This is a genomic window from Burkholderia sp. AU19243, assembly GCF_018148075.1.
Lineage (GTDB): Bacteria > Pseudomonadota > Gammaproteobacteria > Burkholderiales > Burkholderiaceae > Burkholderia > Burkholderia latens_A.
In genome coordinates, this window is record NZ_JAGSTV010000002.1 from 601,707 (window position 1) to 618,100 (window position 16,394).

Here is a 16,394-nt window from a genome sequence, read left to right on the forward strand (position 1 = left end):
CGATTCCACTCACGTCAATACGCGCCGCCGACGCGATGCGTCGCGACGTAATGATCGGGACCGACCGCGACGAGCGGCGCAACCGCCGGCTCGTCGCCGGCCGCGCGGATCGGGCTCGGAATCTCGTCGGCCGCGAGCTGGCGCGGCGCGTGCCGGCGCGCCGGGTCGGCCACCGGCACCGCGCTCATCAGCTTCTTCGTATACGGATGCTGCGGCGCCTCGAACACCGCGCGGCGCGGGCCGATCTCGACGATCTGGCCGAGATACATGACCGCGACGCGATGGCTGATGCGCTCGACCACGGCCATGTCGTGCGAGATGAACAGATACGCGACACCGAGTTCGCGTTGCAGGTCGAGCATCAGGTTGACGATCTGCGCCTGCACCGACACATCGAGCGCCGACACCGATTCGTCGGCGATCACGACCTTCGGGTTCAGCGCGAGCGCGCGTGCGATCGCGATCCGCTGACGCTGGCCGCCCGAGAACTCGTGCGGATAGCGGCGCGCGGCCTCCGGCGGCAGCCCGACCTTGTCGAGCAGCCAGTCGACGCGCGCCTGCGCGTCGCGACCGCTCGCGACGCCGTGCACCAGCAGCGGCTCCATGATCGAGAAACCGACGGTCAGCCGCGGGTTCAGCGACGCGAACGGATCCTGGAAGATGAACTGGATGTTCCGGCGCAGCGCCTGCAGGTCAGCCCCCTTCAGCGCGCCGATGTCGCGGCCGTCGAACTCGATCGCGCCGCTCTGCGATTCGACGAGACGCAGCAGCGAGCGGCCGGTCGTCGACTTGCCGCAGCCCGACTCGCCGACGAGCGCGAGCGTCTCGCCCGCGCGCAGCTCGAAGCTCACCCGCTCGACCGCATGCACGTACTGCGACACGCGCCCGAACACGCCGCTCTTCACCGGAAAGCGCGTGACGAGGTCGCGCACGCGCAGGATCGGCGGCGCCTCGGGATCGACGTGCGGCTGCCTGTCGGCTGGTGCGCCGCCTGCTTCGCGTGCATCGTCCGGCGCAGGCGCAGACGCGGCCACGCTCGTGCCGTCCACCTTCAGCAGCGGAAATTTCTCGGGGACATCGGTGCCGTGCATCGAACCGAGCCGCGGCACCGCCGCGAGCAGCGCGCGCGTGTAGCGATGCGCGGGCGTCGTGAAGATCCGCTCGGACTCACCCTCCTCGACCTTCTCGCCGCGATACATCACGAGCACGCGATCGGCCACCTCGGCGACCACGCCCATGTCGTGCGTGATGAAAATCACGCCCATGTTCATTTCGTCCTGCAGGCCGCGGATCAGTTGGAGGATCTGCGCCTGGATCGTCACGTCGAGCGCGGTCGTCGGTTCGTCGGCGATCAGCAGCGCAGGCCGGCATGACAGCGCCATCGCGATCATCACGCGCTGTCGCATCCCGCCTGACAGCTGATGCGGATAGCGCACGAACACGCGGCGCGCCTCCGGAATGCGCACGAGATCGAGCAGCCGCAGCGCTTCCGCGCGCGCTTCGGTCGCGCTCTTCGACTGGTGCAGCGCGATCGCCTCGCTGATCTGGTCGCCAACCGTAAACACCGGATTCAGCGACGTCATCGGTTCCTGGAAGATCATCGCGATGTCCGCGCCGCGGATGCCGCGCATCGTCGCCGCGCTCGCCTGTGCGAGATCGACGATCGTGCCGCCGCGCCGCCGCAGCGCGATCCGGCCGCTGGTAATCTCGCCGCCGCCATGCTCGACGAGCCGCATCAGCGCGAGCGACGTCACCGACTTGCCGGAGCCCGATTCGCCGACGATCGCGAGCGTCTCGCCGCGATCGACGTGAAACGACACGTTGCGCACCGCGTCGAACGTCGCGTTTTCGCGGCGGAACATCACCGACAGGTCGTCGACGGCGACGACGCGCTGTTCCGGCAACGTCAGCGCGGCAGTGTTTCGGCTCGAAGTCATGCGAAGCTCTCCTCGTGCGATCCGCAATCAGGCTGCATCGTCGCGATAGATGCCTACCACCGGCGTCTCGCCGACGCGCGCGTAGCCGCGATACATCCCTTCCGTATTGAACGGCATCGCGACGTTGCCGTGCGCGTCGACTGCCACGATCCCGCCGCGGCCGGCGAGGCGCGGCAGCTTGTTCATCACGACGTCGTGCGCGGCGTCGGCGAGCGATGCGCCGCGATACGCGATCTGCGCGGCGATGTCGTGCGCGGTTGCGAGCCGGATGAACATCTCGCCGGTGCCGGTCGCCGATACCGCGCAGGTTGCGTCGTCCGCGTAGCAGCCGGCACCGATGATCGGCGAATCGCCGACGCGCCCCGGCTGCTTGTTCGTGATGCCGCCGGTCGACGTCGCCGCGGCGACATGACCATTGACGTCGCATGCGACAGCACCGACCGTGCCGTGCTTGCGGTCCGGATCGAGCGGTTCCGGCGCACGCGCGGCGCCAAACGCGAACGTTGCCGCGTCGTGGTCGAGCATCGCACCGGCCGACGCACGCGCCTTTAACCATTGCGCATGGCGCGCTTCGGTGTCGAAGTACCCGGGTTCGACGAGTTCGAGCCCCTGCGCGGCCGCGAACGCGTCGGCGCCTGCGCCCGCGAACAGCACGTGCTCGCTCGCCTCCATCACGCGTCGCGCGGCAAGGACCGGATTGCGTACGCGAGTCGCGCAGCAGATCGCGCCGGCCGCGAGCGTCGCGCCGTCCATCACCGCCGCGTCGAGTTCATGCTTGCCTTCGGCCGTATAGACGGCGCCCCGCCCGGCATTGAACAGCGGACAGTCCTCGAGCATCCGCACCGCGACGGTCACGGCATCGAGCGCGCTGCCGCCGTCGGCGAGCACCTGCTGAGCGGCGTGCAGGATCGCGGTCAGCTCCGCGCGGTACTGGCGTTCGGTGTCGGAATCCATCGCGTCACGCAGGATCGTGCCTGCGCCGCCATGAATCGCGACGATCGCGGATGAAGTCATGATTTTTTCGGCCCGGTGGAAGAAGGTTTGGCAGCCGGCAGCGCCGCTTGCGGCTGGACCAGCCACGGCAGCAGGAATTCGGTCATTTCGGCGGCCGACTTCGCGGACCGGTGCGTCCGCAGCGCAACCGCATCGATCAGCGCCTCGATCATCGTCAGCACCGCCGCTTCCGACGTGGCTGCAAATCGTCGCTCGGCCTTCACGTACAGGTTCAGCGAAGCGATCGGCGCGAGCGGCGAGCCGGGACCGTCGGAAATGCCGAGCACACGCGCACCGCGCGCCGCCGCCCGGCGCGCAAGTTCGATCGTGTCCTTCACGTAGCGCGGAAACGCGAGGGCGATCACGAGATCGCGCGCGTCGGCCGTATATAGCCGCCGCGCCGCATGCGACGGGCCGCCGAGCAATGCCAGCGACTGCACGTTGTCGTGACATACCGACAGGCCGTGCTCCATGAGCCCGGTCAGGAACGCACTCGAGCCGGCGCCGAGAATCAGCACGCGCCGCGCGCCGACGATCGCCTCGACGGCGGCTTCGACGTCGGCCGCATCCAGCTGCGCGCGCGTGTTCTCGATGTTCGCGACGGCCTGGTCGAACACCGCGTCGATCCACGCAGCGCCGCGCACGCCGTTCTCCTGTTCCTGCTCCTGCGCGGAACGCAGCCGCTCGACCGGCCCAAGCGTCGCCTCGAAGCCGCGCACCAGCGCCGCGCGCATCGCCGGGTAGCCGTCGAAGCCGAGCGCCTTCGCGAAGCGATTCGCGGTCGCGATCGATGCGTTGACCGCCTGTGCGAGCTCGTCGATCCGCATCGTCGCGGCGCGAAACGGATTCGCGAGCACGAACTCGCCCATCCGGCGGTGGATCGGCGTCATCCGCGGCATGGCCGACGCGATGCGCTCCGCGATCGCGGATTCATCGTGACCGGCATCGTGCGAAACGAGAGGCGTCATGCGAATCGATTTGCAAGGTAGATGAAAATCAATTTACACGCTCCGTCACGCGGAAAAAAATAAATTTTCATCAGGGTTGTCACGCCCCCGCCCTATTTGCGCGGACTGCCGCGGTTGCGCCGCAGCCCACGTCGATACGCGTTTCAGTCGCTCGGCATGACATCGGCAGCCGATCTGGGTGCGCTCATCGGGAAAACCCGGATCACGTTCGTTCGAATGCAGATTCGCGTTGACCGGATTCGAATTCGAACATACGATGTTCGAAAATGGTCAGTCATCAGATAACATCGGCTTTCGATTGGTGCGAAATGTTCGATTGAACACCGATATTCTGCTGAAATTCCGACGGACCGACGACCCTCAACATCGGACATCGTACAAACAAGACCGCTCACACCGCCGTTGCGCGGCGGCTCGAACGGATCAGGAGACGGCAGTGAAGACAGTCAAGGCGTTGCGCTGGTGGATCATCGTGCTGGTATGTCTCGGCACGATCCTGAACTACCTCGCACGAAATTCCCTCGCGGTGCTCGCACCGGAACTGAAGCAGGTATTCGCGATTTCGACGCAGCAGTACTCGTACATCGTCGGCGCGTTCCAGATCGGCTACACGATCATGCAACCGGTGTGCGGATTCGTCGTCGACCTGATCGGGCTGCGGCTCGGGTTCGCGCTGTTCGCGATGCTGTGGTCGGTGGTCGGCGTCGCGCACGGCTTCGCGTCGGGCTGGTTGTCGCTGGGCATCGTGCGCGGCTTGCTCGGGCTGTTCGAGGCCGCCGCGATTCCGTCGGGGATGAAAGCGGTCGCCGAATGGTTTCCGGATCGCGAGAAATCGGTTGCCGTCGGCTATTTCAATGCGGGCACGTCGCTGGGCGCCGCGATCGCGCCGCCGCTCGTCGTGTTCATCTCGATGCGGTTCGGCTGGCAATCCGCGTTCATGGTCACCGGTGCGCTCGGCTTCGTGTGGGCTGCGCTGTGGTACACGCAGTACCGGTCGCCGGCCGTTCACCCGCGCATCACGGCGCAGGAGCGCACGCTGATCCGCGACGGCCAGGCCACGATGCCGGCCGTGTCGAAGCGACGGATTCGCGACGTCGTCACCGCTCGCCGCTTCTGGGCGATCGCGCTGCCGCGCTTCTTCGCGGAACCCGCATGGCAGACCTTCAGCTTCTGGATCCCGCTGTATCTGGCGACCGAGCGGCACATGGCGCTCACGCAGATCGCCGTCTTCGCGTGGATGCCGTTCCTCGCGGCCGACCTCGGCGGCATCGCCGGCGGCTACCTGTCGCCCTACCTCGCGAATCGCTTCAAGCTGCCGCTCGTGTGGTCGCGCGTCGCCGGCGTCGCGCTCGGCGCGGTGCTGATGCTCGGACCGGCGATGATCGGGCTCGTGTCGTCGCCGTACACGGCCATCGCGCTGTTCTGCGTCGGCGGCTTCGCCCACCAGATGATCTCCGCGCTCGTCAATACGCTGTCCGCCGACGTGTTCGATCCCGAGGAAGTCGGCACCGCCAGCGGCTTCGCGGGCATGGCCGCGTGGATCGGCGGGCTCGGCTTCTCGCTGCTGGTCGGCGCGCTCGCCGACAAGATCGGCTACGCGCCGCTGTTCGCGTGCCTCGGCCTGTTCGACATCATCGGCGTCACGCTGCTCGCGGTGCTGATTCGCGGCCAGTCGAAGCAGGAACGGCTGCTTGCGCAGCACGCCTGACATCCGTTTTCACCAGGAATCGCTTTCATGACTTCGCTTCTTCATCCGCCCGTGTTCCGCGTCGCGTCGCGGCACGCGAATCGCATCCTGCTCGCGTCCGACGCGGGCGCCACCGTCGAGCTCTTCGTGCTCGAGGACGACATCGTGCGCGTGCGCGTGCTGCCCGACGCGACGCCGCGCAACCCGCGCACGTGGACGATCGCGCCCGGCCTCGACGACGTTCCGCTCGACGGACGCGACCGTCTCGATCTGAGCGGCTTCGCGCTGCCGCACTATGACTTCGTCGAAGACGACGACGCCGTGCGCATCGAAACCGCGCAGATTCGTGTCGTGGTGAACCGGCAAGGCGGTCGCTGCACGTGGTCGATGCGCGGTGCCGACGGCGCGTGGCGCGTCGTGCTCGCCGACCGTGCAACTCAGGCGTACAACTTCGGCTGGTGGGACGAGCGCGCATATCACTACGTCGCGCGCGAGCGCAGCGACAAGGTGTTCGGTCTCGGCGAACGCGCGGGCGAGCTCGACCGCACCGGCGCGCGCTTCGAGATGCGCAACATCGACGCGATGGGCTACAGCGCGAAGCACACCGACCCGCTCTACAAGCACATTCCGTTCTACATCACCTGGTCGCCCGACGCGCGCGGGGGCTTCGGGCTGTTCTACGACACGCTGTCGGACTGCACGTTCGACATGGGCCGCGAACTCGACAACTACCATGGGCTCTATCGCTATTTCGTCGCGGAGCACGGCGATCTGGACTACTACTTCATCGCATCGCCCGATACACCGCTCGCGGCCGCCCGCCGCTTCACGTGGCTCACCGGGCGCCCCGCGCGCACGCCGAAATGGGGGCTCGGCTATTCGGGCTCCACGATGAGCTACACCGATGCGCCCGACGCGCAGCAGCAGATGAACCAGTTCGTCGAACAGTGCGACGCGCACGACATCCTGTGCGATTCGTTTCACCTGTCGTCCGGCTACACGTCGATCGGCGCGAAGCGCTACGTGTTCAACTGGAACCGCGAAAAGTTTCCCGATCCGAAGGGTTTCGTGCAGCACTACCGGGACCACGGCATCCGCCTGTGCGCGAACATCAAGCCGTGCCTGCTGCGCGATCATCCGGCGTTCGACGAAGCCGCGCAACGCGGGCTGCTGATCCGTTCCGCGTCGGGCGAGCCCGCATGGGTGCAGTTCTGGGACGAGGTCGGCGCGTACATCGACTTCACGCAACCGCAAGCGTATCGCTGGTGGCAGGAGCAAGTCACGTCGGCGCTCCTCGAATACGGGATCGCGTCGACTTGGAACGACAACAACGAATACGAGATCTGGTCGCCCGACGCGATCGCGCATGGCTTCGGCGCACCGTTTCCGGCGCGCGAAGCAAAGGTGCTGCAGACGATGCTGATGATGCGCGCGTCGCGCGACGCGCAGCGTGCGCACGCTCCTGCGCAGCGGCCGTTCCTCGTGTCGCGTTCGGGCGGCGCCGGCATGCAGCGTTACGTGCAGACGTGGTCCGGCGACAACTACACGTCGTGGGAGACGCTGCGCTACAACCTGAAGATGGGACTCGGGCTTTCGCTGTCGGGCGTATCGAACATCGGCCACGACATCGGCGGCTTCTCCGGCCCCGCGCCGTCCCCCGAGCTGCTGCTGCGCTGGGTGCAGTTCGGCATCTTCATGCCGCGCTTCAGCATCCATTCGTGGAATGACGACGGCACCGTCAACGAACCGTGGATGTATCCGGAGATCGCCGCGCAGATCGCATCGCTGATCAAACAGCGCTATCGGCTGCTGCCTTACCTGTATCACCTGCTGTGGCTGTCGACCACGCGCTACGAGCCCGTACTGCGGCCAACCCTCGCCGACTTCCCCGGCGATGCGCGCTGCTACGACCCATGTGACGACATGATGCTCGGCGACGCGCTGCTCGTCGCGCCGGTCGTCGAGCCGGGCCGCACTGAGCGTGCGGTTTACCTGCCGTCCGGCGCCCGCTGGATTTGCTGCACGGGCGCGCAATCGTTCGAAGGCGGCGCGGACGTGACGCTGCCCGCGCCGCTCGACACGCCGGTGATGCTGTTGCGCGAAGGCCGCGTGCTGCCGCTGAACGTTGCCGAGCAAAGGTTCGGCGCGCGCGCGGACACACGCGGCTTCCTCGTTGCGCCGCGCACCGAGGACGGCGTGGCGCACGGCGAGTGTGTGGAGGACGACGGCGAAACCGAAGCCTGGCGCGACGGTGAATACGGGCTGTGGCGCATTGAGACCGGGCGCGCGGCATCGGGCGAACTCGACGTGTCCGTCCGCTGGGACGGCCGCATGAACCGCCCCGCCGAGCGCGTCGAAATCCTTTTGCCGGCGTCGCTGCAGGGCGCGCTTGCCGTGCGCGGCGCCCGCATCGAACACGATGTGCGGGACGGCGCCTGGCGTCGCATCGTCGTGGCCCTCGGCGGCTGACCGCGCGAGCGCGGATCAACGCCTGACCCTTCGATCGGGCGGGCCGTACACGCGGCCCGCCATCCACCGAAGAGGAGGCCGATCAGCCTCCCCGTAGAAGAGACTTGGAGATCGTCAATGAAAGCATCGCCCCACTACTCTGCAATCCTGATTTTATGCACAGCGTCGCTCGGCGCTTCCGCCGCTCATGCACAGAGCAGCGTGACGCTGTACGGCGTGGTAGACGATTCGATTGCGTACGTGAACAATCAGCAAGGCCACTCGAACATCTACATGCGCGACGGCAACCTGTATGCGTCGAAGTTCGGGCTGCGCGGCGACGAGGATCTCGGCGGCGGCACCCACGCAATCTTCGACCTGCAATCCGGCTTCAACCTGAATACCGGCGCGCAAGCCGCCGCCGGCACGATCTTCAACCGCCAGGCGTTCGTCGGGCTGCGCAACGATCATTACGGCACGGTGACGGCCGGCCGCCAGTACACGCCATACTTCCTGCTGGTCGGCCCGTACGCGTCGAGCAGCTGGCTGACCGGCGCGACAGGCGCGCATCCGGGCGACATCGACGGCCTCGACACGACGATTCGCGTCAATAATTCGGTTACCTACACGTCGCCGGTATTCTCGGGGCTGACCGCGAGCGCGATGTACGCGTTCGGCGGCATCGCCGGCGCGACCGGCAAGGGCAACACGTTCAGCGCCGCGCTGCGCTATGCGAACGGGCCGGTCGGCATCGCGGCCGGCTATCTGCGCATCAACAGTTCGGGTTCTTCAGCGGGCTTTTTGAATCCGGCGACCGCGGCATCGGGCAGCTTCGCGGTGTCCGTGCTGAACCAGGGTTATCTGACCGCGAAGGCCGTCGAGCAGGTCGCGGCTGCCGGCAATTACACGCTCGGCAACCTGACGATGGGCGTCAACTACTCGAACGTGAAGTACTTGCCGGGCAACGGCTCCACGTTCACGGACACGGCCGTGTTCAACACATACGGCGTACTCGCTGCGTACCGCTGCACGCCGACCTTCTCGGTGGCCGGCGCGTTCGCGTACACGCTCGCGTCGAAGGCGAACGGCGTGTCCGACGCGGCCCGTTACCAGCAGTATTCGCTGAAGGAGTCGTACAGCCTGTCGAAACGCACGACACTCTATGCGCTGCAGGCGTACACGCATTCGAGCGGACAGACGCTCGGCGCGCTGGGCGCAGGCCATATCGTCGACGCGGCGCCGATCGTCGGCGATTCGCAACAGCTTACGCCGTCGACGACGCACGGGCAGTTCGTCGGCATGGCCGGGATCGCCGTGACGTTCTGAAGCCGAACTGCGGTACCTCGCACGCTGCCCCCCGGACGACCTGCATCGCCAGGGGGCCGGCGCCCTTCTCCGGCCCATCGCCCCTCCTTCCGCGCGCCGAGACATACGCGGGTGTTCGCGATCGCCCGGATACCTTACAATTCGTCAGGTTCATCCCTTCTGCATGTCCCTTCTTGCAGTCCTGACACCGCGGTACACTCGACGCACGCCGTATCAGGGTCCGACGCGCGACGTGCGCGCCGGGCGGCGTTGCGCGTCGTTGCGCCCACAACTGGATGCCAGCCATGCCAGATTCCCGTCCCTCGTCCCGCACGACATTCAAGCCGCAGGTCGTGCTGCCCGCGCTCGCGGTCATCGGCGCGCTGCTCGTCGTATGCGCGCTGCGCCCGGCCGAAGCCGGCGCGCTGTTCTCGGCCGGCCAACAATGGGTCATAGCTCGCTTCGACTGGTTCTACGTGCTCGCCGTCACCACGTTTCTCGTGTTTCTCGTGCTGATCGCCGCTAGCGACTTCGGCAACATCCGGCTCGGCCCCGACGACGCGGAGCCCGAGTTCAGCTTCGTATCGTGGACGGCCATGCTGTTCGCGGCCGGCATGGGAATCGGCCTCATGTACTTCGGCGTCGGCGAGCCGATGCAGCACTTCCTGAAGCCGCCGACCGTCGACCCCGGCACGGCCGCCGCCGCGCGCGAGGCGATGCTGATGACCTTCTTCCACTGGGGCTTCCACGCGTGGGCGATCTACGGGCTGATGGGCCTCGTGCTCGCGTACTTCGGTTTCCGCTACAACCTGCCATTGACGCTGCGCTCCGGGCTGTATCCGGTGCTGCGCGAGCGCGTGAACGGCTGGATCGGCCACGCGGTCGACGCGTTCGCGCTGGTCGGCACGGTCGCGGGCATCGCGACGACGCTCGGCTACGGCGTGATGCAATTGAGCGCGGGCCTGCATACGGTCGCCGGCTGGGATACGAGCGGCAACGCGTTCCGCATCGGGCTCGTCGTGATCGTCGTGACCCTGGCCGGCGCATCGGCCGCGAGCGGTCTCGACAAGGGTGTGCGGCGGCTGTCGGAACTGAACCTGCTGCTCGCGTTCCTGCTGCTTGCGTTCGTGGCCGTCGCGGGTCCGACCGCGTTCCTGCTGCGCGCGCTCGGCGACAACATCGGGCAGTACCTGTCGAGCCTCGTCGACCTGTCGTTTCGCACCTACGCATATGCGCCGCCGCGCGAGGAAGGCTGGTTCGGCGGCTGGACGATCCTCTACTGGGCATGGTGGGTATCGTGGTCGCCCTTCGTCGGGATGTTCATCGCGCGCATTTCGCGCGGCCGCACGATCCGCCAGTTCGTGATCGGCGTGCTGCTCGTGCCGACCGCATTCAACCTGGTATGGATGACCGTATTCGGCAACAGCGCGATCTGGCTCGATACGCACGCTGCGGCCGGCGCACTCGCGCAGACGGCCGGCAGCGTCGATGCGCTGCTGTTCCGCTTCTTCGATTTCCTGCCGCTGCCGCAATTGCTGTCGATCGTCGCGATCGTGCTGATCGCGGTGTTCTTCGTCACGTCGGCCGATTCGGGCGCGTTCGTGATCGACCAGATCGCGACGCGCGGCGCCGCGCATTCGCCGGTGTGGCAGCGGCTGTTCTGGGCTGCGCTGCTCGGCGTGACGGCAGGAGTGCTGCTGGTCGCGGGCGGCCTCGGCGCGCTGCAGGCGATGACGCTGATCGCCGCGTTGCCGGTCGCGCTGATCATGCTCGCACTGTGCTACGGGCTGTGGCGCGGGCTCGCGGCCGATCGCGCGCACTATTCACAGGACGTCGCGCCTGCGACGAGCTTCTGGACCGGCCAGCACTGGCGCCATCGCCTGACGCACATCCTGCGGCAGACGACCGAGGCGGACGCCCGCCAGTTCGTCGCGGGAACCGTCGAGCCCGCGCTGCGCAAGGTCGCGGACGAACTGCGCGCGGGCGGCGTCGACGCGCTCGTGCAGCGCGACAGCGACGATGCGGTCCGGCTGACGGTTCCGACTGCGGAACATCGCGATTTCGTCTATGGCGTGCGCGTGACGGCGAAATCCGCGGCCGCCTTCCTCGTACGCGAAGCGGCCGAGCCGGAACCGGAGCGTCCGCACGTGTACGGCATCGTCACGTTCTTCGAGGACGGCCGGCTCGGTTACAACGTCGAATACCTGCGCGGCGACGAACTGATCGCCGACGTGCTGCGCCAATACGAGCGCTACGTGTCGCTCGCAGCCGATCACCGTACGCATCTGCTGAGCCGTGCGCCGGGGCATGCAACGGAGGCCGAATGAACGGGACGATCGTGTCCGTCTCCTCGCGCCGGTGCGCGGCGCGTGCCGGAGCCGCGCGATGATCGGCCTGCTGCACGATCGCACCGGCGACGTCGTCGCGCTCGCGACACTCGCGGTGCTTTACCTCGGCGGCGTCGGCCTCGCGCTGTGGCGCATGCGCACCGCCGCTCCGCGCGGCAGGGTCTACTGGATCGTCTGCATCGCGCTGCTGGGCGGCGGTGCGATCGCGATCGCGGGCAACCTGTCGCCGGTGCCGAACAGCGGCCAGATGGCGCCCGGTTTCGCGCTCGGCGCCGAGGCGGTGCTGCTCGGCCTCGCGCTCGTGGCGGCCGGCTGCGCGTGGCTGATGCTGCATGCGAGGCGGGGCTGAACCTGTCGGCGGCGCCGGCACTCGCCTGTTGCACGAAGCGCCGGCATCGTCGCGCGCGAACGGCAACGCACGTGCCGATCATCGGGCTGCCGCACTTTCCGCGATGCATCATGCGGACGGCGCCCGCGCCGTGACGAGCCAGCACGCGGCATCGAAGCGCGCGTCGGCGCGCTGCACGTAGCGCTCGAACGCAGCGCGAACCGTAGCGAGCACGCGCCGGTGCGTCGCGTCGTCCAACTGACAAAGCGCGAGCCCGACCGGCCCCAGCCGCGCGATGTAGTCGTCCAACGCGGACGCCGGCAACGCGCACGCGATATCGATCGGCTCGATCGCGATATCGGCCCAGCCGCTGTCCGACAATATCGACGCGATCCGTTGCCGGTCGCCGAACGCGAATTGCCCCGGCGCCCCCGGCCGCCGCGGCGGCAAGTGCGGCAGCAACGGCGCCGCGACCCGCTCGGCCGTCGTCATGAACGGATTGTCGGTGGCGCCCCGCCATGCGACGAATCGCAACTGCCCATTCGCGCGCGCCGCGTGCCGCAGGTTCGCGAAGGCACGCACCGGATCGTCGAAGAACATCACGCCGAACCGCGACACGATCAGGTCGAACCGACCCGGTGCGAATACATGCGTCTGTGCATCGGCATGCATGAAGCCGGCGTCGACACCCTCGCGTTCGGCGCGCGCCCGTGCAGCGACGATCATCCGCGTAGAAATATCGACTCCCGTACAGCGCGCTCGCGCGCCGAGCCGCCGCGCGAGCGCAAGCGTTACGGCGCCGGTGCCGCAGCCGACGTCGAGCACGCTGCTCGCGGACGCCGCCATCGCCGCATCCGCGAGCAGCGCCTCGAACGGCTCGAACATCCGGTCGAGCGAGCGCTGCGCATCGACCCATGCCGAGCCCGACGGGCCGTTCCACAGCGCAGACTGCGCTTCGTTTGCCATGCTCGCCTTCATCGCCGATTCTCCGTTTTCCGCGTTGATCGTAATCGGGACTATGCTGCTTCAAGCCGGCTTGAGGTCAAGGCCGCGACCGGACGCGGCGCAACGCTCGCGCCGCGCCAGCGCCACGTCCCATCGTTCATATTTCTTACATTTGCGTTCCGTATCGTTGACGGCTTTCCTACGGTGCCACCCATGCGACGACTCCTCTCTCGCGCGCTGCTCGTGCGCTGCGCTCCGCTTGCCGTCCTCGCGGCGCTGTCCGCGTGTTCGAATCACATCGATACGCCCGCCGATCCGGCCAGTGCCGCGATCAACGTCCAGGCCGCGTGGGTCGAGATCGGCGATGCGAACCAGGCGATTGCGCGCGTGGTCACGAACTACAGTCCCGTGTCCGCGAGCGATCCGCTGTGTCCGCAACTGTCCGTCGACGGCAAGCTGTCGCGCATGACGCTGCGCGCTGGCGCCGCGACGATTGCCCAGCGTCCGACCGCGAGCGCCCCGGCCGACTCGAAACCGTCGAGCTTCCCGGTGTCGGTCTGCGAAGCGGCGCTGCCGGCCGACGCGCAGTCGGCCAGCGTCGCGGGCCGCGCGCTGCCGCTGCCGAAAGCGCAGCCGCAGCGCATCGCGATCATCGCGGACACCGGCTGCCGGATGAAGAAGGCCGACAACGCATGGCAGGCATGCAACGACGCGACCGTCTGGCCGTTCGACACAATCGCGGCGAGCGTCGCGAAGCTGTCGCCGGATCTCGTGCTGCACGTCGGCGACTATCACTATCGCGAGAACGCGTGTCCGCCGGACATCGCCGGCTGCAAGGACAGCCCGTGGGGCTATGGCTGGGATACGTGGCAGGCCGACCTGTTCCGCCCGGCCGCGCCATTGTTCGCGAAGGCGCCCTGGGTCGTCGTGCGCGGCAACCACGAGGAATGCGCGCGGGCCGGCCAGGGCTGGTTCCGCTTCCTCGATCCGCGCCCGTATTCGGCGGCCCGTTCGTGCGACGATCCCGCCAACGACGACGACGCAAACTATTCGGATCCCTATGCGGTGTCGCTCGGCGGCGGTACGCAGGTGATCGTGTTCGACACCGCGAAGGTCGGCCGCAATCCGCTGAAGGCGACCGACGCGCAATTCCGCATCTACCAGAAGCAGTTCCAAACGGTCGCGTTGCTTGCATCGAAGGCCGGCATGTCGACGACGATCTTCACGAATCACCATCCGATCCTCGCGTTCGCGCCGATTGCCGGCAGCACGCCCGCACCGGGCAACCTCGCACTGCAATCGGTGATGTCGAGCCTGAACGCGCAGGCGTACTACCCGCCCGGCATCCACGTCGCGCTGCACGGGCACGTGCACGACTTCCAGGCGATCAACTTCTCGTCGGGGCATCCGGCGACGATCGTGTCAGGCAACGGCGGCGACAACCTCGACGTCGCGCTGCCCGATCCGTTCCCGGCCGGCCTGACGCCCGCGCCGGGCGCCGTGATCGAGCGGATGTCGCACAACAACAGCTTCGGCTTCCTGATCATGGAGCGACGCACCGCGCCGGCGACGGGCTGGGTATTCCATGCTTATTCGGCGGCGGGCAAGCTGCTCGCGTCGTGCGATCAGTCGGGCAACACGCTCGCCTGCGGCAAGACGGGGTTCATCGCGCCGTGAATGACGATGTGCAATTGCGTGAGGGTTTGACGGAGAAGGCCGGTTCGGCTGAACCGGTCACTCGCCGGCGACGGATAGCCGGATGGCTGAAGGCGGTGAGTTCATCAAGCGTATTGGCCGGGCGTTGGACTTCGGGCCCGGTCTTGGTTTTGGCTTCGGTTTTGGCACCGGTCGCAGGTTCGGGTTCGGCCTCGCGTTCGGCCGCGGGTTCGGGTTCGGGTTCGGCTCCGGCCCTGGCTTCGGCCGCGGGTTCGGGTTCGACTGCCACTTCGCTTTCGGCCCTCGTCGCCGGCCGCGGCAGAACCATGCGCGCCCTCGCCACGGCAACGCTCACCGGCGCGGCGCTCGCGGCCCATGCAGCCCCGTCCGAGACGACGCTCCTCGCCGGCGCGCCGCCGTCTCGCATCGTCGACACGATCGGGAACGGGACGCCTCAGGTAAGCGCCAAGGTCGATGCGGCAACTGCCCGCTTCGCGCCGGACCCGACGCTCGTCGCGCTCGGGCGGCGGATCTTTTTCGATCCGCGGCTGTCCGAGCCGCGCGGGATGTCGTGTGCTGGCTGCCACGATCCTGCGCGCGCGTTCGCGCCGACGCTATCGGCGGCATCGCTCGCCGGCCCCGGCGTGCCGGAAGGCAGCCGCCGCGGTCGCTTCAGCCAGCGCAACGCGCCGTCGCTGCTCTATGTTCGCTACGTGCCGCGCCGCCACTTCTACCAGGATGACGACGCGCCCGCGCCATCGCCGTTCGGCGGCCTGTTCAGCGACGGGCGCGCGGAAACGATCGCCGAACAGATCCGGGGGCCGCTGTTCGATCCGAACGAGATGAACAACCGGTCGCCGGCCGCACTGCTGCGCAAGGTCGACGGCATCGAGCTGGCGAACGATCTCGCCGCGCGCTTCGGCGCATCGGTGCGGCGCGATCCGGAGCAGTTGGTACGCGCGCTGGGCGCGGCGGTCGAGGCTTACCTTCAGAGCGACGAGATGGCGCCGTTCACGTCGCGCTTCGACACCTACCTGCGCACGCGCCGGCCGCTTGCGCCTGCCGAGATGCGGGGGCTCGCGCTGTTTCGCAATCCTGACAAGGGCAACTGCATGAGCTGCCATACGCTGTCCGAGACGTCGAACCGGCCGGAGCGCTCGCTGTTCACCGATTTCGGCTACGACGCGATCGCAGTGCCGCGCAATCGCGCGCTGCCCGCGAACCGCGATCCCCGCCATTTCGACACCGGCCTGTGCGACACGGCCGTGCGGCTACGCTGGCCGGAGCCGACGCAGTGGTGCGGCTACCTGCGCACGCCGGGGCTGCGCAACGTCGCGGTCAAGCAGACGTTCATGCACAACGGCGTGTTCACGACGCTGCACGACGCGGTCGCGTTCTACAACACGCGCTCGACCGACCCTGGCCGCTGGTATCACGGCACGAAGACGTTCGACGACGTGCCGGCCGCCTATCGCGGCAATATCAACGTCAACTCGACACCGATGAACCGCCGGCCAGGTACGCCGCCCGCGCTGACCGACGCCGAAATCGACGATATCGTCGCGTTCCTCGGCACGCTGACCGACGCGGGCTACGCGAATCTCGTCCCGCCGGCCGCATCCGCCACGCCCGCCGGCACCGCACCCAGCCGGACCGGCGGATCGCCGCCCGCCCATATCGCCTCGCCGACGCGCTGAACCCTGGCCGAACGGCCAAGCGCCCTGTGCGGCCGCTTGCGGTCGCCTCATATACTGGTTATATTTACAGTACTGTATTTAT

At 67.7% G+C, this 16,394-nt stretch carries 12 protein-coding genes; 7 read left to right on the forward strand and 5 right to left on the reverse strand.

Features of this window, described 5'->3' with window-relative positions:
• Window positions 1-14 precede the first annotated feature (14 nt).
• Genes KDW55_RS06075 through KDW55_RS06085 form a run of 3 tightly spaced genes read right to left on the reverse strand, consistent with a single transcriptional unit; the run spans window position 15 to window position 3,898 of the window.
• A complete protein-coding gene (locus KDW55_RS06075) occupies window positions 15-1,937 on the reverse strand; it encodes a dipeptide ABC transporter ATP-binding protein (RefSeq protein ID WP_212159987.1) in 1,923 nt (640 codons plus the stop codon).
• A 27-nt stretch (window positions 1,938-1,964) separates the two neighbouring features.
• Window positions 1,965-2,951: an isoaspartyl peptidase/L-asparaginase gene (locus KDW55_RS06080; protein WP_040139634.1), complete on the reverse strand. Its 987-nt coding sequence runs from the start codon at window positions 2,949-2,951 to the stop codon at window positions 1,965-1,967.
• On the reverse strand, window positions 2,948-3,898 hold the full coding sequence (locus KDW55_RS06085) for a MurR/RpiR family transcriptional regulator (protein ID WP_040139633.1): 951 nt from the start codon (window positions 3,896-3,898) through the stop codon (window positions 2,948-2,950). Before KDW55_RS06085 ends, KDW55_RS06080 begins: the two co-directional genes overlap by 4 nt.
• A 436-nt stretch (window positions 3,899-4,334) precedes the next feature.
• Here KDW55_RS06085 and KDW55_RS06090 point away from each other — a divergent pair, with 436 nt between their 5' ends.
• From KDW55_RS06090 to KDW55_RS06110, 5 genes are all read left to right on the forward strand, one after another.
• Complete coding sequence (locus KDW55_RS06090) at window positions 4,335-5,606, forward strand: MFS transporter (RefSeq protein WP_212159986.1); 1,272 nt, start codon at window positions 4,335-4,337, stop codon at window positions 5,604-5,606.
• 27 nt (window positions 5,607-5,633) lie between these two features.
• Window positions 5,634-8,054, forward strand: a complete 2,421-nt coding sequence (locus tag KDW55_RS06095; protein ID WP_212159985.1) for a glycoside hydrolase family 31 protein — start codon at window positions 5,634-5,636, stop codon at window positions 8,052-8,054.
• Window positions 8,055-8,171: 117 nt separating this feature from the next.
• Window positions 8,172-9,359: a porin gene (locus tag KDW55_RS06100; protein WP_069242871.1), complete on the forward strand. Its 1,188-nt coding sequence runs from the start codon at window positions 8,172-8,174 to the stop codon at window positions 9,357-9,359.
• 284 nt (window positions 9,360-9,643) lie between these two features.
• Entirely contained in the window at window positions 9,644-11,665 is a 2,022-nt protein-coding gene (locus tag KDW55_RS06105; protein ID WP_069242870.1) for a BCCT family transporter, read from the forward strand.
• A gap of 58 nt (window positions 11,666-11,723) precedes the next feature.
• Window positions 11,724-12,035 (forward strand): hypothetical protein, encoded by a 312-nt coding sequence (locus tag KDW55_RS06110; RefSeq protein ID WP_069243510.1) that lies wholly within the window; start codon window positions 11,724-11,726, stop codon window positions 12,033-12,035.
• A gap of 108 nt (window positions 12,036-12,143) precedes the next feature.
• Here the strand turns inward: KDW55_RS06110 and KDW55_RS06115 are convergent, their stop codons facing one another.
• The gene (locus KDW55_RS06115) at window positions 12,144-12,992 is read right to left on the reverse strand and encodes a class I SAM-dependent methyltransferase (RefSeq protein WP_212159984.1); all 849 of its coding nucleotides are present in this window, start codon (window positions 12,990-12,992) and stop codon (window positions 12,144-12,146) included.
• A gap of 180 nt (window positions 12,993-13,172) precedes the next feature.
• Here KDW55_RS06115 and KDW55_RS06120 point away from each other — a divergent pair, with 180 nt between their 5' ends.
• A complete protein-coding gene (locus KDW55_RS06120; RefSeq protein ID WP_212159983.1) occupies window positions 13,173-14,636 on the forward strand; it encodes a metallophosphoesterase in 1,464 nt (487 codons plus the stop codon).
• Here the strand turns inward: KDW55_RS06120 and KDW55_RS06125 are convergent.
• Entirely contained in the window at window positions 14,623-14,904 is a 282-nt protein-coding gene (locus tag KDW55_RS06125) for a hypothetical protein (protein WP_167432667.1), read from the reverse strand. The two genes, KDW55_RS06120 and KDW55_RS06125, sit on opposite strands and share 14 nt — an antisense overlap.
• A 37-nt stretch (window positions 14,905-14,941) precedes the next feature.
• Between KDW55_RS06125 and KDW55_RS06130 the strand changes: the two genes are divergently transcribed.
• A complete protein-coding gene (locus tag KDW55_RS06130; RefSeq protein WP_212159982.1) occupies window positions 14,942-16,312 on the forward strand; it encodes a cytochrome c peroxidase in 1,371 nt (456 codons plus the stop codon).
• The last annotated feature ends 82 nt before the right edge of the window (window positions 16,313-16,394 follow it).

Coding starts and splice junctions, on each gene's coding strand:
- KDW55_RS06075 (WP_212159987.1), bottom strand. CDS start 1,937: ATGACTTCGAGCCGAAACACTGCCGCGCTGACGTTGCCGGAACAGCGC.
- KDW55_RS06080 (WP_040139634.1), bottom strand. CDS start 2,951: ATGACTTCATCCGCGATCGTCGCGATTCATGGCGGCGCAGGCACGATC.
- KDW55_RS06085 (WP_040139633.1), bottom strand. CDS start 3,898: ATGACGCCTCTCGTTTCGCACGATGCCGGTCACGATGAATCCGCGATC.
- KDW55_RS06095 (WP_212159985.1), top strand. CDS start 5,634: ATGACTTCGCTTCTTCATCCGCCCGTGTTCCGCGTCGCGTCGCGGCAC.
- KDW55_RS06100 (WP_069242871.1), top strand. CDS start 8,172: ATGAAAGCATCGCCCCACTACTCTGCAATCCTGATTTTATGCACAGCG.
- KDW55_RS06105 (WP_069242870.1), top strand. CDS start 9,644: ATGCCAGATTCCCGTCCCTCGTCCCGCACGACATTCAAGCCGCAGGTC.
- KDW55_RS06110 (WP_069243510.1), top strand. CDS start 11,724: ATGATCGGCCTGCTGCACGATCGCACCGGCGACGTCGTCGCGCTCGCG.
- KDW55_RS06115 (WP_212159984.1), bottom strand. CDS start 12,992: ATGAAGGCGAGCATGGCAAACGAAGCGCAGTCTGCGCTGTGGAACGGC.
- KDW55_RS06120 (WP_212159983.1), top strand. CDS start 13,173: ATGCGACGACTCCTCTCTCGCGCGCTGCTCGTGCGCTGCGCTCCGCTT.
- KDW55_RS06130 (WP_212159982.1), top strand. CDS start 14,942: ATGCGCGCCCTCGCCACGGCAACGCTCACCGGCGCGGCGCTCGCGGCC.